The organism is Nonomuraea sp. H19 (assembly GCF_052068215.1).
Taxonomy (GTDB): domain Bacteria; phylum Actinomycetota; class Actinomycetes; order Streptosporangiales; family Streptosporangiaceae; genus Nonomuraea.
The window spans coordinates 80,195-104,184 of the sequence record NZ_JBQHCV010000032.1 but is presented as its reverse complement, the minus strand read 5'-3'; the positions used below and the strand labels follow the sequence as shown (position 1 = coordinate 104,184).

21 protein-coding genes and 1 tRNA gene are annotated in these 23,990 nt (G+C 68.4%); 8 read left to right on the top strand and 14 right to left on the bottom strand.

Going from position 1 to position 23,990, the window contains the following annotated elements:
- Positions 1–517: 517 nt before the first annotated feature.
- Entirely contained in the window at positions 518–1,912 is a 1,395-nt protein-coding gene (locus ACTMTI_RS47250) for a hypothetical protein (protein ID WP_441127413.1), read from the bottom strand.
- A 96-nt stretch (positions 1,913–2,008) separates the two neighbouring features.
- Between ACTMTI_RS47250 and ACTMTI_RS47245 the strand changes: the two genes are divergently transcribed.
- Positions 2,009–2,308, top strand: coding sequence for a hypothetical protein (locus tag ACTMTI_RS47245; protein ID WP_441127412.1), 300 nt, complete (start codon positions 2,009–2,011; stop codon positions 2,306–2,308).
- 653 nt (positions 2,309–2,961) lie between these two features.
- Here ACTMTI_RS47245 and ACTMTI_RS47240 read toward each other — a convergent pair.
- A tRNA-Tyr gene (locus ACTMTI_RS47240) sits at positions 2,962–3,043 on the bottom strand.
- A 310-nt stretch (positions 3,044–3,353) separates the two neighbouring features.
- Here ACTMTI_RS47240 and ACTMTI_RS47235 point away from each other — a divergent pair.
- The gene (locus tag ACTMTI_RS47235) at positions 3,354–3,845 is read left to right on the top strand and encodes a YajQ family cyclic di-GMP-binding protein (protein WP_441127411.1); all 492 of its coding nucleotides are present in this window, start codon (positions 3,354–3,356) and stop codon (positions 3,843–3,845) included.
- A 257-nt stretch (positions 3,846–4,102) separates the two neighbouring features.
- Entirely contained in the window at positions 4,103–4,576 is a 474-nt protein-coding gene (locus ACTMTI_RS47230; protein ID WP_441127410.1) for an NUDIX hydrolase, read from the top strand.
- Here ACTMTI_RS47230 and ACTMTI_RS47225 read toward each other — a convergent pair.
- The 8 genes from ACTMTI_RS47225 to ACTMTI_RS47190 all read right to left on the bottom strand — a co-directional run bounded on the left by ACTMTI_RS47225 (position 4,548) and on the right by ACTMTI_RS47190 (position 15,242).
- Positions 4,548–6,026 carry a hypothetical protein gene (locus ACTMTI_RS47225; RefSeq protein WP_441127409.1) on the bottom strand — a complete coding sequence of 493 codons (1,479 nt, stop codon included), beginning with the start codon at positions 6,024–6,026 and terminating at the stop codon, positions 4,548–4,550. The genes ACTMTI_RS47230 and ACTMTI_RS47225 overlap by 29 nt on opposite strands.
- A 26-nt stretch (positions 6,027–6,052) precedes the next feature.
- On the bottom strand, positions 6,053–6,904 hold the full coding sequence (gene htpX, locus ACTMTI_RS47220; protein ID WP_441127408.1) for a zinc metalloprotease HtpX: 852 nt from the start codon (positions 6,902–6,904) through the stop codon (positions 6,053–6,055).
- Between the two features lie 107 nt (positions 6,905–7,011).
- Complete coding sequence (locus ACTMTI_RS47215) at positions 7,012–8,559, bottom strand: NADH-quinone oxidoreductase subunit N (RefSeq protein ID WP_441127407.1); 1,548 nt, start codon at positions 8,557–8,559, stop codon at positions 7,012–7,014.
- The gene (locus ACTMTI_RS47210; protein ID WP_441127423.1) at positions 8,556–10,247 is read right to left on the bottom strand and encodes a complex I subunit 4 family protein; all 1,692 of its coding nucleotides are present in this window, start codon (positions 10,245–10,247) and stop codon (positions 8,556–8,558) included. The genes ACTMTI_RS47215 and ACTMTI_RS47210 overlap by 4 nt, the downstream gene beginning before the upstream one ends.
- 129 nt (positions 10,248–10,376) lie before the next feature.
- Positions 10,377–12,371 carry an NADH-quinone oxidoreductase subunit 5 family protein gene (locus tag ACTMTI_RS47205; protein WP_441127406.1) on the bottom strand — a complete coding sequence of 665 codons (1,995 nt, stop codon included), beginning with the start codon at positions 12,369–12,371 and terminating at the stop codon, positions 10,377–10,379.
- On the bottom strand, positions 12,368–12,916 hold the full coding sequence (nuoK, locus tag ACTMTI_RS47200) for an NADH-quinone oxidoreductase subunit NuoK (protein ID WP_441127405.1): 549 nt from the start codon (positions 12,914–12,916) through the stop codon (positions 12,368–12,370). Before nuoK ends, ACTMTI_RS47205 begins: the two co-directional genes overlap by 4 nt.
- The gene (locus ACTMTI_RS47195; RefSeq protein ID WP_441127404.1) at positions 12,916–13,641 is read right to left on the bottom strand and encodes an NADH-quinone oxidoreductase subunit J family protein; all 726 of its coding nucleotides are present in this window, start codon (positions 13,639–13,641) and stop codon (positions 12,916–12,918) included. The genes nuoK and ACTMTI_RS47195 overlap by 1 nt, the downstream gene beginning before the upstream one ends.
- The gene (locus ACTMTI_RS47190) at positions 13,638–15,242 is read right to left on the bottom strand and encodes a 4Fe-4S binding protein (RefSeq protein WP_441127403.1); all 1,605 of its coding nucleotides are present in this window, start codon (positions 15,240–15,242) and stop codon (positions 13,638–13,640) included. The genes ACTMTI_RS47195 and ACTMTI_RS47190 overlap by 4 nt, the downstream gene beginning before the upstream one ends.
- 168 nt (positions 15,243–15,410) lie before the next feature.
- Between ACTMTI_RS47190 and ACTMTI_RS47185 the strand changes: the two genes are divergently transcribed.
- On the top strand, positions 15,411–16,634 hold the full coding sequence (locus tag ACTMTI_RS47185) for a serine/threonine-protein kinase (RefSeq protein ID WP_441127402.1): 1,224 nt from the start codon (positions 15,411–15,413) through the stop codon (positions 16,632–16,634).
- Positions 16,635–16,684: 50 nt separating this feature from the next.
- Here ACTMTI_RS47185 and nuoH read toward each other — a convergent pair whose 3' ends face one another.
- From nuoH to ACTMTI_RS47165, 4 genes are read right to left on the bottom strand one after another with little or no spacing between them, the layout of a single operon-like run.
- Positions 16,685–17,626: an NADH-quinone oxidoreductase subunit NuoH gene (gene nuoH, locus ACTMTI_RS47180; protein ID WP_441127401.1), complete on the bottom strand. Its 942-nt coding sequence runs from the start codon at positions 17,624–17,626 to the stop codon at positions 16,685–16,687.
- Between the two features lie 54 nt (positions 17,627–17,680).
- Complete coding sequence (locus ACTMTI_RS47175) at positions 17,681–18,223, bottom strand: NADH-quinone oxidoreductase subunit C (protein WP_441127400.1); 543 nt, start codon at positions 18,221–18,223, stop codon at positions 17,681–17,683.
- Positions 18,220–18,750 (bottom strand): NADH-quinone oxidoreductase subunit B, encoded by a 531-nt coding sequence (locus ACTMTI_RS47170; RefSeq protein ID WP_441127399.1) that lies wholly within the window; start codon positions 18,748–18,750, stop codon positions 18,220–18,222. The genes ACTMTI_RS47175 and ACTMTI_RS47170 overlap by 4 nt, the downstream gene beginning before the upstream one ends.
- Positions 18,751–18,808: 58 nt before the next feature.
- Positions 18,809–19,180, bottom strand: a complete 372-nt coding sequence (locus tag ACTMTI_RS47165; RefSeq protein ID WP_441127398.1) for an NADH-quinone oxidoreductase subunit A — start codon at positions 19,178–19,180, stop codon at positions 18,809–18,811.
- Positions 19,181–19,311: 131 nt separating this feature from the next.
- Between ACTMTI_RS47165 and ACTMTI_RS47160 the strand changes: the two genes are divergently transcribed.
- The 4 genes from ACTMTI_RS47160 to ACTMTI_RS47145 all read left to right on the top strand — a co-directional run bounded on the left by ACTMTI_RS47160 (position 19,312) and on the right by ACTMTI_RS47145 (position 23,986).
- Positions 19,312–20,853 carry a polysaccharide deacetylase family protein gene (locus tag ACTMTI_RS47160; RefSeq protein ID WP_441127397.1) on the top strand — a complete coding sequence of 514 codons (1,542 nt, stop codon included), beginning with the start codon at positions 19,312–19,314 and terminating at the stop codon, positions 20,851–20,853.
- A 38-nt stretch (positions 20,854–20,891) separates the two neighbouring features.
- Complete coding sequence (locus ACTMTI_RS47155) at positions 20,892–20,981, top strand: putative leader peptide (RefSeq protein ID WP_311132193.1); 90 nt, start codon at positions 20,892–20,894, stop codon at positions 20,979–20,981.
- A 121-nt stretch (positions 20,982–21,102) separates the two neighbouring features.
- Positions 21,103–22,947: a 2-oxoacid:acceptor oxidoreductase subunit alpha gene (locus ACTMTI_RS47150; RefSeq protein ID WP_441127396.1), complete on the top strand. Its 1,845-nt coding sequence runs from the start codon at positions 21,103–21,105 to the stop codon at positions 22,945–22,947.
- The gene (locus ACTMTI_RS47145; RefSeq protein ID WP_441127395.1) at positions 22,940–23,986 is read left to right on the top strand and encodes a 2-oxoacid:ferredoxin oxidoreductase subunit beta; all 1,047 of its coding nucleotides are present in this window, start codon (positions 22,940–22,942) and stop codon (positions 23,984–23,986) included. Before ACTMTI_RS47150 ends, ACTMTI_RS47145 begins: the two co-directional genes overlap by 8 nt.
- Positions 23,987–23,990: the final 4 nt, after the last annotated feature.

Below are 23,990 nucleotides of genomic sequence, written 5' to 3'. Positions count from 1 at the left end.
AGGACCGGATGAATGGGAGAGATGGTGGCTTCAGGTAGCACGAAAGGCGATCTCACAAGACCACCTCGTCTACCACGGAAGCCGCGGCCCGAAGGGTGGCGTCCGATCACACCTTGTGCACACCTCATGCCACCGGAGCCTCATGTCCCGGGAACGCATGAGGACGGCCAAGCCCTCCCGAGCGTCCGCGGGGCTTGCTTGAGCCGTGTGCTGCGACGAGCAGCAAGCACGGTTCTGAGGGGGCCGGGGCGCAGCAATGCGCCCCGGCTACCCGACCCTGACAGACCTTCAAGCGGCTGACCAGCTAGTTCACCTGACTACTCCAGATAACGATGGCATATGGGGTCCGTCTGGACCGGCAGGCAAGTAAGGCAAGTGGCCTTATGGGAACTTGCCTGACGGATTATCTGGGGTTGTCAGGCACGTAGGTCACGTCAGGGGACGTGAGGTTACGATCTCCGTGGAAGATCTCCGGACGTCTGATCGCAGGAAGGGGCTCCCGCCGAGGACTTCGGGACTATCCGGCGTACAGCTTGGCGAGGCGCGCGCCGAGATCGGCGCCGTAGTTCTGGTGGTAGACCTGGGCGGAGCAGTAGACAGGGCCGCCCTGCCGGGCCAGGCCGGCCGTCCAGGTGGCGGCGTTCTCCACGCCGGGGTCGCTCATCTGCAGGCCGGTGACGGCGATGTCATCCACGCGCACGTCGACGAAGTTGTTACCCACGCCCTTGCGCTCGTACAGCCGCCATTGCAGTGTCGCGCTCGTCGCCCCGGTCAGCTTGGCCGTCAGGTCGATCGTGGTCTGCTGCCAGGCGTACTCATCGGCGGCGACATCCCGCTCCCACACCACCTTGTCGTTGAGGAGAAGCTGCTTCATGTGGTAGCCGGCCGGGCTCCCGGAGCCGCGGTTGTCCCGGTGCCAGAAGCTCACCGTGCGCTTGGTCACGCCGGGTGTCAGCTGGATCGTCCGCGTAGCGCCGCACCACATCCCGGCCTGGGTGAGGGTGTCGGCCTGGACGACGAAGCTCAGCCGTCCGTTGCCGGTCCGGGCGAGGTTGTCGGTCGCGGGGCGTGTCCATCCAGGATCACGGGCGATGTAAGGGAGCTTGTACTGCAGGATCCCGGCGAGTTCTCCCGCGGCGACGTGCTCGAGCGCCTTCTTGGTGATCGCCTCGACGTAGGCCACGGTCGGTTTCAGGGCAGTACGGCTCAGCGGGTGGGCGTAGGGCATCAGGTAGATGTCGGTGCCGGGGAGGCGCTGGGCGACTTGCTTGACCTGGTAGGACAGGCTCCACGTCCACGACGTGTCCCGGACCGGCTCGTCGCGGAAGGGGAAGATCACCCCATCCAGCAGCGGGGCCTGCTCGGCGGCGAACGTATCGGTGAACTGGCTGTAGTAGACGGTCGGGATGAACTTGAACGACGGGTTGATCGCCTTGGCCGCCGCACGCATCTGCTTGACGTACGCCGGGGTGAACGTCTTGAGGTCGAAGCCGTAGTCGTCCACGGTCCAGCCGATCAGGTTCGGGTGGCTCTTCGAGAGAGTGGCGAGCTCGCTGGACCATTTCACGTAGTCGTGCCCGTGCGGCCGGGATACGGCCGATTGGCTCGGCGCGTAGACCGTGACCCACACGTCAATCCCGGCGTCCGCGGCGGCCAAAAGGAACTCGTTACGCAGGTCGTCCCAGTGATCGTAGCCACCGGCCAGAGGATAGACGTAGGTGTTCACGTTGAGTGCCTTCAACGCGGTGATCATCGCCTTGGTGTCCATGTGCTTGATGCCATCGGCCCGCGGCTCCACCTCCCGGATGAGGTTCCCCGCCGTCCCCACCACGCCAGGGCCCGCGGCGTGGGACACACCGGGAAGCAGCGACAGCAGCAGGGCGACGACCACTACGAGCACGGGACGGGGCACGACGTTCCTTCAGCATGATCCGTAGACGAGGGTTCGTCAGCATAGGGGACACCGGTATGTCGCCGGTATAGCGTGACGCGCCGCCCCGGACGCGCGATGTCCGCCGCACGCGCGGCGATGACATCGGTGAAGGACATGCACCGCGCCACCACCTCCGAGGCCGGCAACCGCCACTCGATCGCGCGCAAGGAGTTCGCCACGATGGCCGAAGCCGCCGACGAGTGCATCACCAAGGTCGTCGGCATCGACAAGGTCGGCCCGCAGGCGGTCCGACAGGAGAACACCAGTCTGCTCACGCAGATGATCGCCGATCTGGAAGCCCGCCTCGCCGCACCAGCGCGGCAGGCTGACCAGGGCCCACCGCCCCTCAACGACCAGCCAGGAGCCCCGCCATGACCACGCTCGAACGCACCCTTGCCAAAGCCCTCACGGAGATCGTTATCAGACTTGATCTCAGTGACGACGACATAACGCCCGAGGCCGCGATGGAGGTGCTCCAGCCAGGCGATCGCACTCCTGTAAAACCTCCCCGAGCAGGTCCGGCAAGCCCTCGCCGACCTAATCAATTAGTGCGCGCAGGAGGAAACCGACCCTGAGAGGCATCTGACGGCCTGGGAAACGCCCGAAACCCTAGGTCTCCTGGGCAATCGAGAGAGGCGGAAGCGATCTTGTTCTGTTGAGCGGCGGAGGGATAGGCGCCGCAAGTAACCTCTGAACACACGCGGAGGGTCAGGCGCAGTAGCACGCGCCCTACGCCAGCGCGTAGAGGGCGGCGAGAGTGCTGCCGGCGTAGCTGCATTGCCGTCCCAGGGTGCTTGAGTCCTTCCTGAGGGCTCTGTGACGCTCCTTCCTGAGGTAGACGCGCGCATTGTGGGAACCAGTGTCGCCGCAGACACATCCCGGGCGCTGCGGTCCACCAACCATGATCGCTAGGGAACGTATAGGGAACGATCAACCGTAGAGTGCCGGTGTCACTCGTGGACGGCCGGACACAAAGCGAGAGGCCCGTCACCGCGTTTCCGCTGGTGACGGACCTCTTCCCGCTGGTGTGGCAGGTGCAAGGTTCGAACTTGCGTAGGCTGAGCCGACGGTTTTACAGACCGCTCCCTTTGGCCACTCGGGCAACCTGCCGTGCCATCCGCTCTCGCGGCGACAGACAGAAGAATAGCGGACTTCGGGGGTGCACGTGACACCGGTTTGTCCCGCGCCACATCACGGCTACCGGCTCCGCCGAAACGGCTCCCAGCGCAGGAGGCCAGAACGGGGCTCCTGGATGATCAATCGCTCGCCGGAGATGAGGCGGCGAAAAGCGGGCGTACACGGGCGGTGTCCTGCACGGCGCGCCGATGCTGGCTAGGCTCGTTCGCTGGGTCCGCGCGTTTCGCGTACGCCGGGGAAGCAGGATCCGCATACGTGTTCCGCAGCTGAGAGGGTGGGTGTTTTGGCCGATTCATCTTTCGACATCGTCAGCAAGATCGACCGCCAGGAGGTCGACAACGCGCTGAACCAGACGGTCAAGGAGATCGGACACCGGTTCGATTTCAAGGGCACCGGGGCGAGCATCAGCTGGTCCGGTCAGAACAACATCGAGATCAAGGCGAACAGCGAGGAGCGGGCCAATGCCGCGCTCGACGTGTTCAAGGAGAAGGTGGTCAAGCGCGGGCTCTCGTTGAAGATCCTCGACGCGGGTGAGCCCAAACTTTCGGGCAAGGAATACCGCATGCTGGTCAGCCTGAAGGAGGGCATCGACCAGGAGAACGCCAAGAAGCTCTCCAAGCTGATCCGCGACGAGGGGCCGAAGGGGATCAAGGCGCAGATCCAGGGCGAGGAGCTTCGGGTCAGCTCGAAGAAGAAGGACGACCTGCAGGACGTCATCACGCTGCTCAAGGGCAAGGATCTGGATATCGCGCTGCAGTTCGTGAACTACCGCTAGCCAGCATGCGCGGCGGCGCTGGGCCGGCTCCTGGTACGGGGCGGGGGTGGCAGGCGGGCATGTCCGGGGCGCATGGAGCGAGCGCGTTGTCCACGTGGGCGTCGCGGCTTCTCCTGTGCCTCGGGCCACGCGCGCGGCACGATGGCTTCTCGCTCCGGTCTTCATGAGCTTGGTGGTGGCCTGCGGTGCGTCCGAGGCCGAGCGGTTCGCGGAGTCCGTCGATGCCATGGAGCGGGTTCCTCGTATGCTCGGTCGGTGTGACGAAGATCCCCCTGCGTCGCTTCACGGCGCGCGTACTGCCCATTGACGATCAAGGTCGGGTGCTGCTGCTTTGCGGCTTCGATCCCGAGCGGCCGGATCAGCTTTTCTGGTTCACCATCGGCGGGGCGATGGAGGGCGGCGAGACGCTGCGGGAGGCCGCCGCGCGGGAGCTGTTCGAGGAGGTCGGGATCCGGGCGGGCGCAAAGGATTTCAGCGGCCCGTACGGCACGAACACGATCGAGTTCTGCTGGGCCGGGTACGCCATCACGCAGGACCAGACCTTCGTCGCGATCCGGGTGGGCGACGCGGCTGTTTCGTTCGATCACATGGAGCAGATCGAGAAGGACACGACGACCGCGTACCGGTGGTGGAGCGCGGAGGAGCTCGAGAGCACCGAGGAGATCTTCTTTCCTGAGGATCTCGCAGCGATCTTGCGGAAGGTCACTGCGGGCGGCGAAGGATGCGGGTAGCGCCGGCGATCAGTGCTGTTGCCAGGATCCAGCCCGAGACGATCAGGCCGTACGCGAGCCACTGCGTCCATCCGCCCGGGTCGAAAAGCTCTCGTTGCCCGAATGCGGGTAGCGGAAGCAGCAGGTCGAAGGTGTAGGCGAAGGAGTTGAAATCGGGGCTCTCGGCGGGCTTGAGGGGTCTGGGAGGGTCTAGGGCGAAGACGACCGTTCCGATGGCGAGCAGGAGCGTGAACCATACGCCTGCCAGCCAAGGGCGGTAGCCGTACCCGACGGCGGCGTCGAGTAGCCGGCCCCACAGCCTGCCGCCGAGGCTGCTCTGGGTCTGGCGCCGGGCGCGGAGCTTGGCGAGCTGGGTGCGGCGGGCGAGAGCGTCGTTGCCGTCGCTGAGGTACCACGCGGCGAGCTGCTCGTACGGCTGCGGCCGGAATCCCTCCGGATCCCGCGTCACCCATTCGATTCTGCGGGCGACGCCGCGGCCGCGCAGGCGGTCGTAGGTCAGGCCGTTCAGGCGTAATTTCTCCGGCCAGGTGTCCGGGCTGTCATGGAGTGTGCCGACCCGGCTGTGGGCGAGGGTGACGACGCCGTCGATGGGCTCGGCGGGCTTGAGGACGAGCTCGCGGATCTCCATGTGGCTCAGGTGGAGGGCGTAGCGGGTGTCGGGACTGCGTACGGTCCCCTCCAGCGATAACGTCCCGTTGATCCGGGAGCCGCGCAGCCGTACACACCCGACTGCCTGGAATCCATCGTTGCAGCGCAGGCTGTCCTCAACGACCATGTTGTCCGCCGTGAGCGCTTCCTTGCCGGGATTGCGGAGGGTCGCGTGCTCCAGGGAGAGTCCGCCGTTGAAGCGGCCGCCGAAGAGGGCCACTCCTCCGGTGAAGTCGGCGTTGCGCATGACCGTGGTCGAGTCGACGACGACGGTGGGCGCGTACAGCGACCACTCGCCGTCGTCGCCCACCACCTTGGTGCCGCCCAGCCACAGGCCGCTCTCGAACTGGGCCCGGCTCAGCCGGACCGTGCCGGTGATGATGGAGCCGGACAGGCTGAGGTGTCCGGCGACTCGCATGCCGCCTGCGCTGAGGCCGGGGAAGCAGCAGTCGGTCAGGCGGATGGTGCGGGTGGTGGAGCCGGTGAGCTTGATGGGCTCGTCGAGGTGGCAGCCGCTCAGTACGAGCTCGTGCGCGATGGTGCCGCCGAGGATCGCGAGCTGGCCGGTGATCCTGGCACCGCGCAGACGCACCGCGGGGACGGAGCCGTCGCCCGCGTCGTGGGCGCCGAGCAGCAGGGACGCGATGACACGGGCTCTGATCGTACGGTCGGGGCCCCAGGTGTCGCCGTCCTTGGGGGCGTTCTCGCCGGCCGTAGGGCCGATGCTCTCCCGCACCGGGCCGAGGTCGACGAATTCGCCCGTGGGGAAGGCGTTCCACAGCTTGCGTTCGGCCTCGGTCAAGCGAGGTGATCGTCCCATGTGATCCTTCAGCGCCGGTAGCCGGCCATGCGCTCGAGGCGGGCGACGCGCTCGGACGTGGGCGGGTGGGTGGAGAACAGGCGGCCGAAGCCGGAACCGCTGAACGGGTTCGCGATCATCATATGGGAGGCCGAGGTGAGGCGGCTGTTCTCGGGGAGCGGAAGCCGGCGGGCGCCCATCTCTATCTTGCGAAGGGCCGAGGCCAGCGCGAGCGGGTCGCCCGTGAGCCTCGCGCCCGACTCGTCGGCCTGGAATTCGCGCGTCCTGGAGATCGCCATCTGGACCATGCCGGCCGCCACGGGTCCGAGGAGCATCATGAGCAGCGCGCCCACGAAGCCCGGCCCCTCGTCGTCGTCCGAGCCGCCGAAGAACACGGCCACGTAGCTGAGCCAGGTGATCATCGTGGCCAGCGCGCCGGCCACGGAGGAAACGAGGATGTCCCGGTTGTACACGTGCGACAGCTCATGCCCGATCACGCCCCGCAGCTCGGCCTCGTCGAGCAACTGGGTCAGGCCGTACGTCACGCACACCGCGGCCTGGCGCGGACTCCTGCCCGTCGCGAACGCGTTCGGCTGCGCCGTCGGCGAGATGTAAAGGCGTGGCATCGGCTGACGGGCCTCGGTGGAGAGCTCTCGCACGATTCGGTAGAGCGTGGGCTGCTCGACCTCGCTGACGGGCCTGGCACGCATGGCCGACAGCGCTATCCGGTCGGAGAAGAAATAGGCGGCGCCATTGCTCACCAGGGCGAGCACGAGCGCGATCTGCACACCGGTGCCGCCGCCCAACCACGCGCCCACCGCGACAATCAGCGCCGACAGGCCGCCGAGCAAGACGGCCGTGCGCAGACCATTGTGGTGCAAGGTTCCCCCCTTCGTGGTCTGGGTTCAACCCGTCCAACGATGGTGACCCGGTTCTTCGTTCCCCGCAGTGCTCAACTGAGGGCAGAGCGCGACCCCCGCACCCCGGATCAAGACAGCGAAGTCACGTCCAGGACCAGCTGGGGCGCGAATGAGAACACGATCGCCACGGCCACCGCCAGGCCGATCGCCGGCCAGATCGCCGGCGAGGCGAGCGTCCTTCCCCCGGCCTGCGCCCCCTCCCTGGGCGCTCCTTCCCCGGCCGGGGTGAACAGGCGTGCCGTCCAGACGGCGTAGTAGTAGAGGCCGATCACGGTGTTGACCGCCATGACCAGCGCCAGCCAGCCGGCGCCGCCGTCGACGATCGCGCGGAAGACGAAGACCTTGGCGAACAGGCCCGCCAGGCCCGGGGGCAGACCGGCCAGGCAGATCAGGCAGAACGCGAGCGCGACGCCCGCCGCGGGGCTGCGCAGTGCCAGGCCGCGGTAGTCGTCGAGCTCGTTGCGGGGGGCGGTCCTGGAGATCAGCATGACGACCGCGAAGGCCCCGAGGTTCATGGCGGCGTAGATGACGAGGTACGCGGTGGACGCGCTGATCGCTCCCCCGGCGGTGGCCGCCGTGGTCTGCGCGATGCCCAATGGGGCCAGGATGTAGCCGGACTGGGCGACCGAGGACCAGGCCAGCAGGCGTACGGCGGAACGCTGCCGCATGGCCAGCAGGTTGCCCACGGTCATGGTGAGCGCGGCGATGATCGCGATGATCGGGACCCAGGTGGCGGCCTGTCCGGACAGAGCCGTGCTCAGTACGAGGATCAGCCCGGCGAACCCGGCCGCCTTGGAGATGACCGAGAGCAGGGCGGCCACCGGGATGGGAGCGCCCTGGTAGACGTCGGCCGCCCAGGCGTGGAACGGCACGGCGGCGATCTTGAAGGCGAAGCCGGCCACGACGAGGACGACGCCGACCGTGACCACGGCGGGGAAGTCCTGGCCGGCCGCCAGCGCCGTGCTCACGCCGGGCGCGGGGATCCGGCCGCTGAAGACGGCGGCCAGGCGGGACAAATAAACCGTGCCTGCGATGCCGTACAGAAGCGAGACCCCGAACAGCATGACCGCCGTCGACACGACTGATACGACGAACAGCTTCACAGCCGCTTCCGAGGACCTGCCGTCATAGCGCTTCAGGGCGGTCAGCGCGAAGACCGGGAGAGAGACCAGCTCGAGCGCCACCACGAGCATGATCAGGTCACGGGAGGCGGGCAGGGTCACCGCGCCGACGAGGGTGCAGAGCAGGAGGAAGTACCACTCGCCCACCGGGATGCCGCCGCCTGCCAGCTGCGTCATCGACAGCAGGACGATCACCACGGCGGCAGCGAGCACCAGGCCCGCGAAGACCAGCGTGAACCGGTCCACCACGAAGGAGCACAGCGTGTCCGCCCCGGCGAGGTTGGGCGGGACGCAGAACGTCCGCTGCGGGGGCCTGGTCGCCTGGGCGACGACGAAACCCAGGGAGACCAGGACGCCGGCCAGCGTGACGAGCCCGAGCCCGCTCTTCGTGCGCGGGCGGACGGGGAGGAATGCGTCGAGCAGCAGCACCAGGCCGGCCGCCAGGGCGAGCACCAAAGGAGGTGCGATCGCGAAATAGTCGATCTGCTGGATCATGAGACGGCTCCCAGCAGGATCTGCACGGCCGGTGTGGTGAGGGACAGCAGGAGGCCGGGCCAGAGCCCGAAGAGCAGGATCAGGACCACCAGCGGGGTCCAGGCCAGCAACTCGTGGCCTCTGATGTCGGCTGACTCGGGGATGCCCGGAGGAGCGTGCGAGTCCGGTGTCTCCAGAGTGGCCGTCGCCGCGCGGGCCGGGGACGAGGTGAGGGGTTCGACGGGGCGCTCGTCCGGGGGTTCGTGGATCAGGCGATCGTCGAGGGCGGTGATCTCCGCGACCGGCCCCCCTTCGATCTCACCGCCGTCGGCCTGCGCCGGAGTGGCGTGCCGGGGGCGGCCGTGGGTGACGCGGGAGAGCATGACCAGGAAGTACGCGGCCGTCAGGACCGCGCCCAGGCCGCCGATCACCATGTACGTGAGGAACAGGCCGCGCGGCAGGCCGTTCGCCGGCTGGAACGCGCCGAGGAGCGCCAGCATCTCGCCCCAGAACCCGGCCAGCCCCGGCAGCCCGAGCGAGGCGATGGACGCGAACGTGAGCACCGAACCGAGGCGCGGCAGCGTAGCCAGCATGCCGCCGCCCAGCGCAGGAATGTCGGCCGTGTGGTAGCGATCCTTGATCGCTCCCGCCAGGAAGAACAGCAGGCCGGTGATGAGGCCGTGGGCGATGTTCGCGAAGAGCGCGCCGTTGATGCCCACCGGAGTGAGAGTGGCGAAACCCAGCAGGACGAAGCCCATGTGGCCGACGGAGGAGAAGGCGATCAGTCGTTTGAGGTCACGCTGGGCGAGGCACGCCAGGGCGCCGTACACGATGCCGACCACGGCGAACGCCCCCAGCCACGGTGCCACCACCGCCGCCCCCTCGGGGAGGATCGGTATGGCGATCCTCGCGAAGCCGTACGTGCCCATCTTCAGCAGCACCCCGGCCAGCAGCACCGAGCCCACGGTGGGAGCCTCCGTGTGGGCGTCGGGCAGCCAGGTGTGCAGGGGCCACATGGGGGTCTTGACGGCCAGGCCGATGCCGATCGCCACGAATGCCAGGATCTGCACGGATCTGGACATGCCGGCGCCATGGGACGCGCTCAGCGCCTCGATGTCGAGCGTGCCGGTCTGGGCCCAGACGAGCAGCAGGCCGAGGAGCATCACGACCGAACCGAGCAGCGTGTAGAGGATGAACTTGATCGACGCCGCCCGGCGGCCCTCGCCGCCCCAGATGCCGATCAGGAAGTACATCGGGATCAGCACGATCTCGAAGAACACGAAGAAGAGCAGCAGGTCGAGCGCAAGGAACGTGCCGATCATGCCTATTTCGAGCACCAGCAGCGTGAACACGAGCGCTCTCGGCCTGGCCCTCATGAACGAGGCCCGGGCGCCGCCCCAGCACAGGTAGACGAAGCACAGGAACGTCAGCAAGGCGGTCAACGCGACCAGCGGCAACGAGATGCCGTCGACGCCGAGGTGGAAGCGGAGCCCCAGCCCGGGGATCCACGGCAGGTCCACCTCGAACTGCTGCCGCGCGGCCTGGCCGTAGTCGAACGTCGCCACCAGCAGCACGGCCAGCGCCAGCGTGATCCCAGAAAGGATCAGGCCGTACGTGCGTAGCGCCGGGCGGAGGGCGTACGGCGAGACGAGCAGTGCGAGCGCGCCGACCAGTGGCACGGCCAGCAGCGCGACGGGGAGCCAGCCCATCATGCGAACACCACCGTCCTCAGGTCCACGGGCATCGTCATGACGCCCTGGCGAGGCCGTCCGCTCACGTGAACATCACCGCCCTCACGTCCACGGGCAACGTCATGACGCCCAGGCGAGGCCGTCCGCTCACGTGAACATCACCGCCCCCACCGCGATCAGCAGGACGCCGGCCAGCAGGCCGCTCACGTAGAGCTGGACGTTGCCGTTTTGCGCCAGCCTTAGCATTCCGGACAATCCGCGGGCCGACCTGCCGGAGCCGCGTACCGCACCGTCCACGACCGCGTCGTCCGTCCTGATGACGAGCCTGGCCAGGGCCAGGACCGGGCGGGCGAAGAGCGCGGCGTAGAGGCCGTCCACGTAGAACGCACGCTCGCACGGCAGCCGCAGCGGGCCGAGGAAGCGCGCCGGGTCGGCGATGGGGTCGACGCGCCAGAACGCGTACACCGCCCCCGCGCCGAGCAGGGCCAGCACCACGCTGATGGCCGCCACGCCCAGGTCCAGGTGCGGCTCGCCGGCGAAGCCCAGCAGCAGAGCCGGGACCGCGAGGAGGATGACGGGCACGAGCATCGTCTTGGGGGCTTCCGTGACGTCCACGACATGGGCCGTGCCGGGCTCCGGCTCGGGGAGCGCCACCGCCCTCGCCTCGCCGAAGAACGTGCGGAGCCAGGCTCTGGTGGCGTACGCGCCGGTGACGGCCACGGTCGCGAGCGCGCACCCGTACAGGAGGAGGGCGGCCGCGTCCGTCAGCGTGCCGGTCGACAGGGCCTCGTCCATGGCCAGCAAGATGCCGTCCTTGCTGAAGAACCCACTGGCCGGAGGGATCCCCATCAGGGCGGCGAAGCCGATCGTCATGGTCACGAAGGTCACCGGCAGCTCACGGCGCAACCCGCCCATCTGGGTCATCAGGTTGGAGCCGACGTGGTGGATCACCGCTCCCGCGCAGAGGAACAGCAGTGCCTTGAACGCGCCGTGGGTCAACAGGTGGAAGATGGCCGACGTGTCGGAGCCCGCCGCCAGGCCGCCCGCCATGTAGGCGAGCTGGCTGATCGTGGAGTAGGCCAGCACGCGTTTCAGGTCGTCCTGGGCCAGCGCCGCCAGGGCCGCGCCGAGCATGCCCAGCGCGGCCACGACGGCCAGCACGTCCATGGTGGGCTGCGCGGCGGCGAAGGCGCCGAAGAGCCTGGCCACGATGAAGACCCCGGCGGCGACCATGGTGGCGGCGTGAATGAGCGCGCTGATCGGCGTCGGGCCCGCCATGGCGTCCGGGAGCCAGGTGTGCAGCGGGACCTGGGCGCTCTTGCCGGCCACACCCGCCAGCAGGAGCATGGTGGCGGTCACCAGGGTCGCCGCGGACATTTCCGGCACCTTCGCCAGCACGTCGGCGATGCGGAAGCTCCCCGCCGCCGTGCCCAGCACGAAGATGCCGAAGAGGAAGCCGACGTCGCCCAGGCGGGTGACGAGGAACGCCTTCACCGCGGCGCGCGAGTTGCCGCGGTCCTCCCACCAGTGGCCGATGAGCAGGTATGAGCAGAGGCCCATGATCTCCCAGCCCACGTAGAGGACCAGGAGGTCGCCCGCGTAGACCACGAGGAGCATGGCGCTGGTGAACAGGCTGATGAACGCGCTGTAGGAGGGATAGCGCGGGTCGTCTTTGAGGTAGCCGACCGAATAGACCTGTACGGCCAGGGCTACGACGGTCACCAGGACGCCGATGATGCTGGACAGGCTGTCGGCCTGCAGGGTCAGCGAGATCGGGATGCCGCCGGTGACGATCGTGCCGTAGGCCTGGCCGGTGGGCTGTGGCGAGGTGGCGGTGGCGCCGGAGAGAAAGGCGAAGCCCGGCGCCCACGCCAGTCCGGCGGCCAGCACTGCCGAGGCTGCGGTCGGGAGGATGGCCAGCCAGGCTGCTCGGTTGTTCGCTCGCTCGCCTGCCGCTATGGCCAGGTGGGCTTGGGGTGGTGCCGCATGGCCGCGGCCGGGTCCGGCGTTGCCTCCGCTTGCCTCTGCGCCGCCCTCGGGCCGGGCCTCGGCTGATCGGCGGTGTGGCCAGCGTGAGAGCAGCAGGCCCGCGAAGGCGGCGGCGAACGGCAGGAGCACGGCCAGCAGCGGGAACGTCGTCACAGCGTGCCACCTCGCTTGGCGGGCTGCTCGCCCTCGCGGTCGCCGTCAGGCTCCGCCTGGTCACTTCGGTGCTCGGCGTCCTTGCCTGCTGGCGTGGGGGTGGGCCCGTCCGCTGGGGTGGGGGCAGGCCCGTCCGCTGGCGCGGGGGCGGGCCCGGACGTGCCACCTGCGACATCGGCGTGGACTCGTGCCGGTGCCGCCGGGCTGTGGGTGGTGCGGGCGCCTGGTTGTTCGTCGGTGGGTTCGGCGAGGTCGCGGAGGTGGTCGATGTCGACGGTGCGGCGGTTGCGGTAGAGCGCCAGCACGATCGCCAGGCCCAGGCCCACTTCGGCGGCCGCGATGACGATGATGAAGAGGGTGAGCACCTGGCCGCTGTGCAGGCGGTCGGCCAGCCACACGTCGAACGCGACCAGGTTGAGGTTGACGGCGTTGAGCATCAGCTCCACCGACATCAGCACGAGGATCGTGTTGCGCCGGGCGAGCACGCCGTAGACGCCGACAGAGAAGAGGAGAGCGGAGACGACCGCCGGGTAGACGATGTGCACTAATGACCCCCGGTTTGATCGGGTGCCGAGTTACCGCCGGTCTGTTGGGGTGGCGAGTCACCGCCGGACTGTCGGGAGGCCGAGCCACCGCCGGACTGTCGGGACGCCGAGTTACCGCCTGGCTGTCGCAGTGGCGAGTGGCCTTCGGCGGGATCAGGCGGCGAGGAGCCTGGGGTCTGATCCGATGGCTGGCCGCCGGGGATGTCCGTGCGGGACAGGACGATGGCGCCGATCAGTGCGGCGAGCAGCAGCACGGACAGCGCCTCGAAGGGCAGCACCCAGGTGGCGAAGATGCTGGCGCCCAATTCCTTGGCTGCCCCCTCGCCGGGTTTGAGCGGTGTGTACGCCGTGCGGAACCCGTCGATCACCACCGTGACCAGGATGGCCGCGGTCGCGAGCGCCACCAGGGCCGAAACCAGCCGGTTGCCGCTGTCGAGATCGGCAGAGCGGCCGATCGGGGCGCGGGTGAGCATGATCCCGAAGAGCAACAGCACGACCACCGCGCCCACGTAGATCAGCACCTGGACCCAGGCCACGAACTCGGCCGTCAGCACCAGATAGCAACCCGCCAGGGCGCCGAAGCAGACCACGAGCCAGAGGGCGGCGTGGACCAGTTGTTTGGTCGTGACGACAAGCAGCGCCGATCCAACCGCTACCGCGCCCAGCAGCAAGAACACGATCTCTTGCCCGGTGGGTGACAGGTAGGAGGGCACCGCCTCGGTCACGACTCCTCCTCTGACTCCCTTGTCTCGTCAGGGCCGCTCCCGCCTGGCGGACGAATGGACCGTGGGTCGGCCATTCTGCGTCGGCGAGGGCCCGGGGCAGAAGCTTGCTCCTCCGGCTCGGGCTGCGGGGGCGGTTCGCCTGGAGCTGTGGACAACTTCTCTGCGGACGGCTCGCCTGTGGATGAAGCCCGTCCTCGCTCTGTGGAGGGGGTCTCCGTGTTCGGCCCGTCCTCCGTCCCAGGCTCACGGCCTCCGGTCACCCTGGGCTCGCCGCCTCCGGTTGCCCCCGGCTCACGGCCTTCGGTCGTCCCGGGCTCACGGCCTTCGGTCGTCCCGGGCTCGCCGCCTCCGGTTGCCCCCGGTTCACGGCCTTCGGTCGCCTCTGGCTCAGGGCCTTCGGTCGTCGTCCCGCGCTCGTGGCCTTCCGCGGTTCCGGCGACGGGCGCGGGGGGAGGGCTGTCCGGGGTCGAGCTTGCGGATGGAGGGACGTCGCCTTGGGCGCGGGGTGGGGAGGTCTTGCCCTCGGGACGGGGCGGGAGGGTGCCGGGCGGGCGGATTGCCCGGATGTTCGTCATCGGTCGGCGTGGGCGCTGGGGCCTGTCGGCGGCACCGGGTGTGGTCCCAGGTGCGCTCGTGGTCGGCTCTGCGTCCGGTGCGCCGGCCTGCTCTGCTCTTGCGGCGCCCTGCTCTGCTCGTGCGCCCGCTGTGGGCTCGCGGTCTGAGGCCCTGGTGGCGGTTTCCCGCTCCGCCGCACCGGTGCCGACCCCGCCTTCTCCGGCCTTCGCCGTACCTTCTCCGGCCTTGGCCGTGCTTTCTCCGGCCCCGACCTCTCGTTCCACCGCCCCGGCCTCGCCTTCCACCGCCCCGGGAGCGGCTTGCGGCCCTGCCACCCGGGGAGCGGCTTCCGGCCCTCCGGCCCGGGGAGCGGCTTCGGGCCCTCCGGCGCTGGGCGTGGCTTGCGGTCCTCGAGGGCTAGGCGTGGCTTGTGGTTCTGCCGCGCTGGATGTGGGCTCGCGGCCTGAGGGGTCGGTGGTGGGGGTTGTGCCTGGCTCGGGGGGTTGCGAGGGCTTGTCCGGTCGAGGTGTACGGGCGCGCGGCGGCGTGCCTGCTTCGCGACTGGGCGGCGTGCCTGCCGTACGGGCGGGCCGTTCGGCGGCCGGGCGGCGGGGGGCGGCGGTGAGTTCCTTCGGGGGCTCGGCACCGGGGTCGTGGGCGGGCGGCGGCGGGACGGTCTGCGTCCAGGCGGCCAGCCGGTCCTTCTCATGCAGCAGGTTGCGGATGTCGCCCTCGGCGTACTCGAACTCCGGAGACCAGAAGAGCGCGTCGAAGGGGCATACCTCGATGCAGATGCCGCAGTACATGCACAGGGCGAAGTCGATGGCGAAGCGGTCGAGGACGTTGCGCTGGCGCGGGCGGCCGCCCTCAGGGGCCGGGATCGTCTCCTTGTGCGAGTCGATGTAGATGCACCAGTCAGGACACTCTCGGGCGCAGAGCATGCAGGAGGTGCAGTTTTCCTCGACTAGGGCGATTACCCCACGGCTGCGGGGCGGGAGGGCGGGCCTGACCTCGGGATACTGCTGCGTGACGGATTTGCGCAGCATGTGGCGAAGGGTGATGGACAGCCCCTTTGCAAGCCCGACTCCCGGTATACGCCCCATAGCTCAACATCATGACGCACTTGGCTCCGCACGTGAATGAGCCAGCGCATTGTCCCCAGTTTTTCCACAGCTATCCACAGGATAGCCCGAGGTTATCCACAAGCTGCACACATGCCCGATATGAACTACGGCAAGGGCGATAGTCTCTCCGCCATGCAGCACAGCCATCCGGTCCGCCCCAGTGGCGGGGCGTGGGCGGCCTCCGTCGTGTGGGCCTGCCTGCCCCTGCTCACGTGCGGCCTGGCGACCCCGTTCACGATCGGGTTCGCCGGGTTTTGGCTGCGAAGCGTGTTCCAGGTCGTCGCCGCCTCCGTCTACCTGGTCTGCATCGGCTCCTTCGTGATCGCGGTGCTTGCCTACGACGATTTCGAGTACATTCCCGATCCGCTGGCCGGGCTGGTGTCGCTGGGGCTCCTGGTCAGCTGGTTCGGCGGGCTCATCCACTCGGGGATTTTGGTGCCGATGATGGCGCGGGCGCGGTTGCGGCCGCCGCTGCCGCCACCGGCATACCAGCATGTGGATCTGGGGCAGCGGACCACCGCGCCGAGTCATCAGCGGCGTCAGGGGGAGCCCGAGTGGATCGGGCATTACCGGGTGATCAAGCCGCTCGGGCGCGGCGGGCAGGGGGCGGTTTACCTGTCCATGGCGCCCAACGGGGTGCGGGTCGCCGTGAAGGTGCTGCACGATCTGGTCGACGAGACGGCGCGGGCGAGGTTCGCGCGGGAGGTGGATGCGGCCCGGCGGGTGGCGACGTTTTCCACAGCCCGGGTGCTCGATGTGAACATCACGGGGCAATACCCCTACATCGTCAGCGAATACGTGGAAGGCCCCTCGCTGGAGCAGCTCGTCCGCAAGTACGGGCCGCGTGACGCCGACAGCCTCACCCGGCTGGCGTTATCCACAGCCGGGGCGCTGGCGGCCATCCACAAGGCAGGGATCGTGCATCGCGATTTCAAGCCGAGCAACGTGCTGATCGGGCACGACGGGCCGCGCGTGATCGACTTCGGGATCGCACGGGCGCTCGATCAGGTCACCGTGACGTCCGGGAAAATGGTGGGGACGCCGCCTTACATGTCGCCCGAGCAGCTGACCGGGGAGGCGGTGGGGCCGGCTTCGGATGTGTTCAGCTGGGCGGTGACGATCGTGTTCGCGGCTACGGGGCGGCCGGCGTTCGGGGAGGACACCGTGCCTGCCGTCTTCAACCGGGTGCTCACCGTTCATCCGGATTTGTCGCCACTGCCTCCTGCGTTGCGCGGGGTCGTGGGGGCCTGTCTCAGCAAGCGGCCTGACGAGCGGCCGTCGGCCGCCGATGTGATGATGGCGATCATCAACTGATACGGCCGGGTGTCAAGGAGTGGCCTTCCTGGCGCTGAACGAAAGAACTCTCAGGTGAGGACCTTCACCACTCCGGTGAGGGCCAGCTGGACCAGGGCCAGGGGGACGAGGCCGGCCCAGGCGAGCTTCTGGAGCTGGTCCTCGCGCAGCCGGGGGTACGTCACGCGGAGCCAGATCACGACGAACGCCAGCAGGAAGACCTTGACCAGCGTCCACAGCCAGCCCGGCAGGAACGGGCCGTGCCAGCCACCCAGGAACAGCACGGTGGTCAGGAAGGACAGGACCACGATCCCGGCGTACTCCGCGAGCATGAACAGGGCGAACCGCATGCCGGTGTATTCGGTCATCGGGCCCATGATGATCTCGGACTCGGCTATCGGCATGTCGAACGGCGGCCGGCGCAGCTCCGCCAGCCCGGCCATGAAGAAGACCACGCCGCCGATCGCCTGCCACGGCAGCCACCACCACTGCCACGCCTCCACGATCCCGGGAATCGACAGCGTGCCCGCCGCCATCGCCACCGAGGAGGCCGCCAGGACCAGCGGCAGCTCGTACGACACGAGCTGGGCGGCCGAGCGCATGCCGCCGAGCACGGAATATTTGTTGGCCGACGCCCACCCGGCCATGATCGAGCCCAGCACGCCGATGCCCATGACGGCGAGGACGAAGAAGAGGCCGAGGTCGAGGTCCACGGCCACGAGGCCGCGGTCGATGGGGATGGCGATCAGCACCACCAGATAGGGGACGAGCGCGACCCCGGGGGCGATCATGAAGATGCGGCGGTCGGCCGCGGCCGGGATGACGTCCTCCTTCTGCGCGAACTTCACGCCGTCGGCGATGAGCTGCGCCCACCCGTGGAAGCCGCCGGCGTACATGGGGCCGAGGCGCGACTGCATGTGTGCCATGACCTTGTGCTCGGTCTGCCCGATGATCAGCGGCAGCACCAGGAACACGACGAGGATGACGGCGAAGCTGAGCACTACGTCAAGCATCGGGCGGCTCCCAAGGCTCCCAAAAGATCAAAGCTCCCAAACGATCACGGCAGGTCAGGCATCCGGTTGTCCCCAATCGGCAGGGACGCCCGGCGGGAGAGTCTTGCGGCGGCTCGGGGCGCCGTGTCCGGACTCGCCGGGCTCCTTGGCGCCGGGCCAGGCCTTGGCCACGCGGGCGGCCAGGATGAAGTCCTTGCGCAGCGGGTGGCCTTCGAAGCCGTCCGGAAGCAGCAGCGGCACCAGGTAGGGGTGGCCGTCGAAGATCACGCCGAACATCTCGTACGTCTCGCGCTCGTGCCAGTTGGCCCCCCGGTAGACGCCGACGGCGGAGGGCAGGTGCGGGTCGGCGCGGGGCACGCCGGTGCGCAGCAGCAGGCGCCGGCCGGCGACCGGGTTGTAGACGTGGGCGACGACGAGGAAGGCGTCCGGCGGGTCGTCGACCCCCGTCAGCCAGTCGAAGAACGCGTAGCCGAGGTCGTCGCGGACGAACGTCAGCAACTCGATCCAGTCGGCGGGGCCGACGTCGATGGTGGTGTCGCCGTATGACTCGGAGATCTGGGCGCGGTCGCCGAAACGCGCGGCGACCTCGGCGTTCATGCCTCCTCCGCGTGGGAGCGGGACAAGAGGTAGCGGTCGCCGAGCTTCTCCTGCGCGATCTTCTCCTGGAGCTTCATGATGCCGTACAGGAGGGCCTCCGGCCGGGGCGGGCAGCCCGGCACGTAGACGTCGACGGGGATGATCTGGTCCACGCCGTTGGTCACGCAGTAGGAGTCCCAGTAGGGGCCGCCGGTGTTGGAGCAGGCGCCGAACGAGATCACGTACTTCGGGTCGGGCATCTGCTCGTAAAGCCGCTTCACGGCCGGGGCCATCTTGTCGGTGACGGTGCCTGAGACGATCATCAGGTCGGCCTGCCGCGGGCCGTTCGCGAACGGGATCACCCCGAACCTGATGAAGTCATGCCTGCTCATCGACGTCGCGATGAACTCGATCGCGCAGCAGGCCAGCCCGAAGTTGAACACCCACAGCGAATAGCGGCGGCCCCAGTTGAGCACGAACCGCATCGGCTTGGGCGCCAACCGGGAGAGTGGCCCCACCGTGGGCATCGGGAGATCCGTTGCTGCCATGTTGTCCATTCTTGCGCGGATCGCAGGTCAAGCAAAGAAACAGCAGCGCACGCCAGGGTTAGGTCCAGGTCAGTACGCGCTTGCGCCACGCGTACACGATGCCCAGCGCGATGAATCCCAGGAAAACGAACATCTCGACCAGCGTCGTCACCCCGTAGCCGGGCGCGTCGAAGACGGTGGCCCAGGGGAACAGGAAGACGGCGTCCACCGCGAAGACGACGTACAGGTAGGTGAAGACGTAGTAGCGGACCTGCGACTGCGCCCATCCCTCGCCCACCGGGTCGACCCCGCACTCGTACGTGGTCAGCTTGTCCGGCGTGGGACGGTTCGGGCGGAGCAGGCGGTTGGCGGTCAGGGCCCCGGCCACGATGGCGACACCGATGGCGAGCAGCGCGGCGACGAGCACGTAGGACCCGAAGTAGCCGTCCATGAGGCGATCGTAACCCAGCGGCCCCCGTCCACCCAGAGAACGCCGGCTCAAACCAGGAGTCGGTCAAAACCTCCCACACCATCACCCCAAAACGGGGTAAATGCCAAGATCAGCCCCATAACCTGACACACATGCACAAAACGCGATTCTTTTCCGGAATCGCTCTGCTGGCCCTCTCGGCCGGAGGTTGCGGCTGGACCGGAACCTCGTCCGAGCGGGACGTCATGGTCCCGGCAGAGCCGACACTGATCGACTTTGCCGACCCCGCGACCGTCACCGGCTTAACGACCAGAACGCTCACCGAAGGCGACTCCCCCACCAGCCGATACGTGCACATCACCTACCCCGAGCTCGCCGACGCCCCCGCCCTCAACCGCGCGCTGCGCGCCCAGGCCGAGCGCCAATTGAAAGACTTCCGCGCGCGCACCGGCACCGGCCCCAAAGGCCCTCGCCCCGAGTTGAACGTGGAGTGGCAACTGGCCGCGGTCACCCCCCAGGCGATCGCCGTACGGCTGCGCACCGGCGAGTTCCTCGGCGCGACCTGGGGCAACTCCACACAGACCTACTGGTACGACCGGCGCAACGGCAAGGCACTCGAATCCACCGGCCTGCTGGACGGGAAGGACGCGCTGCGCCGCCTGGCGGTGCTGGTCAAGGACGGGCTCAAGGTACGCGGGCCGCAGGTCGAGCAGGACGAGGTGACGGCCGACGGCGACCAGTTCGACTCAATGGCGTTCAACCGGAACGGGGACCTGGTCGTCGAGTTCGACGACTGCCAGATCGGGCCGTGTTCGCTGGGCCGGCTGGCCGTGGCGGTGCCGGCGGAGCAGGCCGCGCCGTTGCTGTCCGGTCTGGGACGGCGGGCGCAGGACAGCGTGCGGGAGCAGGCGAACGTTCCGCACGACGAGCCTCCCGTCGCACCCACGACCCGCCCCGACGCCCTCAGCAGCAGGGCGGGCACGGTGGACTGCGCCAAGACCAAATGCGTGGCGCTGACGTTCGACGACGGGCCCGGGCCTCACACGGGCCGGCTGCTCGACCTCTTGCGCGAGCACCGGGCGCGGGCCACGTTCTTCACGGTCGGCACCAGCGCGGCCGCGCAGCCGGGGCTGCTGCGCAGGATGAGCCAGGAGGGCCACCTGGTCGGGAACCACACCTGGGCGCACCGGGACCTGTCGAAGCAGACGACCAGCAAGATCGCCGACTCGCTCGAAAAGACCCAGGACGTGATCGCGGCCGCCACCGGCCAGGCGCCGACCCTGGTGCGGCCGCCGTACGGGGCCGTGAGCCAGGATGTGCGCGACGTCACGCACGAAATGGGGCTCGCGCTGGTCACCTGGGACGTCGACACCGAGGACCTGCGAGGGGCTGAAAGCGCGGGCGAAAAGGGCACACCTGAAGACACCTCTAAAGAGATCGCAGGGCACCCTAAAGAAACCAATGACGACGCCAAAGACATCGCGGACCGTGCTGTGCGGGGGGCGCATCCGGGTGCGATCATTCTCATGCACGACATCGATCGGGAAGCGGTTGACGTGCTTCCGGCCATCCTCAAAGGGTTGCGCGGGAAGGGTTACACCTTCGTCACCGTTTCAGAGTTGTACGGCTCTGCTGGGATGCAGGCCGGACGCCTGTACAGGTCAGGGAGCGAGCTTCGCGTAAGAAGCCCCTGACGTAGCACACGTGTTGGGGGGACGTATAGTTGGCGCTCGTGACCCGAACCGTCCTGTTCGCCCGCCTGCATGTAGACCTCTGCAGGCTCGCGTCCGGACTGTGTCGTCGTTCTCCGACCTCACCCTGACTCCGCCCGCGTTTACCCGCTTTACGCGGGCTGCAAACGCGTGACCTTCCGAGGATCTAGCATGGATACAGAGAACGCGCCCGAAGCAACCGCGCCTTGGCGCGTCGAGGAGGACTGAGCTGTGACGAAGCAGGTCCAGCAGCTCGACCGTGTGATCATCAGATTCGCCGGCGACTCCGGTGACGGCATGCAGCTCACCGGCGACCGCTTCACGGCCGGCACGGCAGAGTTCGGCAACGATCTCTCGACGCTGCCCAACTTCCCGGCCGAGATCCGCGCGCCCGCAGGCACCCTGCCGGGCGTGTCGAGCTTCCAGCTCCACTTCGCCGACCACGACATCCTGACGCCCGGCGACGCGCCGAACGTCCTCGTTGCCATGAACCCGGCGGCGCTCAAGGCCAACCTCGGCGACCTGCCCCGTGGCTCCGACATCATCGCGAACATCGACGAGTTCACCAAGCGCAACCTGCAGAAGGTCGGCTACGACACCAACCCGCTGGAGGACGACTCGCTCAGCGAGTGGCGGGTCCACGCGGTGCCGCTGACCTCGCTCACCGTCAAGGCCCTCGAAGGTTTCGAGCTGTCCAAGAAGGACGCCGAGCGGTCGAAGAACATGTTCGCCCTGGGTCTGCTCAGCTGGCTCTACCACCGGCCGACCGAGCACACGATCAAGTTCCTCGAGCAGAAGTTCGCCAAGAAGCCGGAGATCGCCAAGGCCAACATCGCGGCCTTCCAGGCGGGATGGAACTACGGCGAGACGACCGAGTCGTTCTCGGTGTCGTACGAGGTCAAGCCCGCCAAGCTCGCACCCGGCGTCTATCGCAACATCTCCGGCAACCAGGCCCTCGCCTACGGTCTGATCGCCGCCGGCGTGCAGTCCGGGCTGCCGCTGTTCCTGGGGTCCTACCCGATCACCCCGGCCAGCGACATCCTGCACGAGCTCAGCAAGCACAAGCGGTTCGGGATCCGTACCTTCCAGGCGGAGGACGAGATCGCGGGCGTCGGCGCGGCGCTGGGGGCCGCGTTCGGCGGGGCGCTCGGCGTGACCACCACGTCGGGTCCCGGCGTGGCGCTGAAGGCCGAGACGGTCGGCCTCGCGGTCACCACCGAGCTGCCACTGATCATCGTGGACGTGCAGCGTGCCGGGCCGAGCACCGGCATGCCGACCAAGACCGAGCAGACCGACCTGCTGATGGCCATGTACGGCCGCAACGGCGAATCCCCGGTGCCCATCGTGGCGCCGATGTCGCCGAGCGACTGCTTCGACGCGGCCATCGAGGCGGCCCGGATCGCGGTCAAATACCGCACCCCGGTGATGCTGCTCTCGGACGGCTACCTGGCCAACGGCTCGGAGCCCTGGCGCCTGCCCGAAGTTTCGGAATTGCCCGACATTTCGCAGGACTTCACCACCACGCCCAACGGCGAGGACGGCGAGTTCCTGCCGTTCAAGCGGGACACCGACACCCTCGCCCGTCCTTGGGCCATTCCCGGGACTCCCGGTCTGGAGCACCGGATCGGCGGCATCGAGAAGGCCGACGGCACGGGCAACATCTCCTACGACCCGGACAACCACGACCTGATGGTCCGCACTCGGGCCGCCAAGATCGCCGGCATCGACGTGCCCGACCTGGAGGTGGACGACCCGGACGGCGAGGCGAAGGTGCTGGTCGTCGGGTGGGGCTCGACGTACGGGCCGATCGCCGCGGCGGTGCGGCGGATCAGGAGGAGTGGCGGCAAGGTCGCCCAGGTGCACCTGCGCCACCTCAACCCGCTGCCCGCCAACACCGGCGAGGTGCTCAAGCGCTACGACAAGGTGCTGCTGCCCGAGATCAACCTCGGCCAGCTCGCCCTGCTGCTGCGCGCCCGCTTCCTCGTCGACGTGATCAGCTACAACCGTGTGCGCGGGCTCCCCTTCAAGGCCGAGGAGCTGGCCGGAGTCATTCAGGACGTGATCGACAGTGACTGAGCTCGTGAACGGGAAGGGCCTGTCCCTCATTCCCAAGACCGACGTCAAGCAGGGGTTGAAGGACTTCAAGTCCGACCAGGAAGTGCGATGGTGCCCCGGCTGCGGGGACTACGCGATCCTGGCCGCGGTGCAGAGCTTCCTGCCCGAGCTGGGCCTCAAGCGCGAGAACATCGTGTTCGTGTCCGGCATCGGGTGCTCCTCGCGCTTCCCCTACTACCTCAACACCTACGGCTTCCACTCCATCCACGGGCGGGCGCCGGCGATCGCGACGGGCCTGGCGGCCTCCCGCCCGGACCTGAGCGTGTGGGTGATCACGGGTGACGGTGACGCGCTGTCGATCGGCGGCAACCACCTGATCCACGCGCTGCGCCGCAACGTCAACCTCAACATCCTGCTGTTCAACAACAGGATCTACGGGCTGACCAAGGGCCAATACTCCCCCACCTCCGAGGTCGGCAAGATCACCAAGTCGACGCCGATGGGGTCGCTGGACAAGCCGTTCAACCCGATCTCGCTGGCCATCGGCGCCGAGGCGTCGTTCGTGGCCCGCACCATCGACTCCGACCGCAAGCACCTGCAGTCGGTGCTGCGCGAGGCCACCGCGCACCGCGGCACGTCGCTGGTGGAGATCTACCAGAACTGCAACATCTTCAACGACAACGCCTTCGAGCAGCTGAAGGACCCGGCGGTCCGCGACGACATCACGCTGCGGCTGGAGCACGGGCAGCCGATCGCGAGTGCCTCCAAGGCGGTCGTACGCTCCGCGTCCGGCGGCATCGAGGTGGTGGCCCGCGACGGCGTGAGCGAGGACCAGATCCTCGTGCACGACGCGCACAACCCCGACCCGTCCATCGCCTTCGCGCTCAGCAGGCTGGACGAGCCGGCGTTCGAGCACGTGCCGATCGGCGTCTTCCGCAGCGTCGACCGGCCGGCCTATGACGTGCTCATGGCCGAGCAGCTCGAGGAAGCGGTGGCGCAGAAGGGCCCCGGCGACCTGAGCGAGTTGCTCATGGGTGGAGACACCTGGCGCATCGGCTGACGTT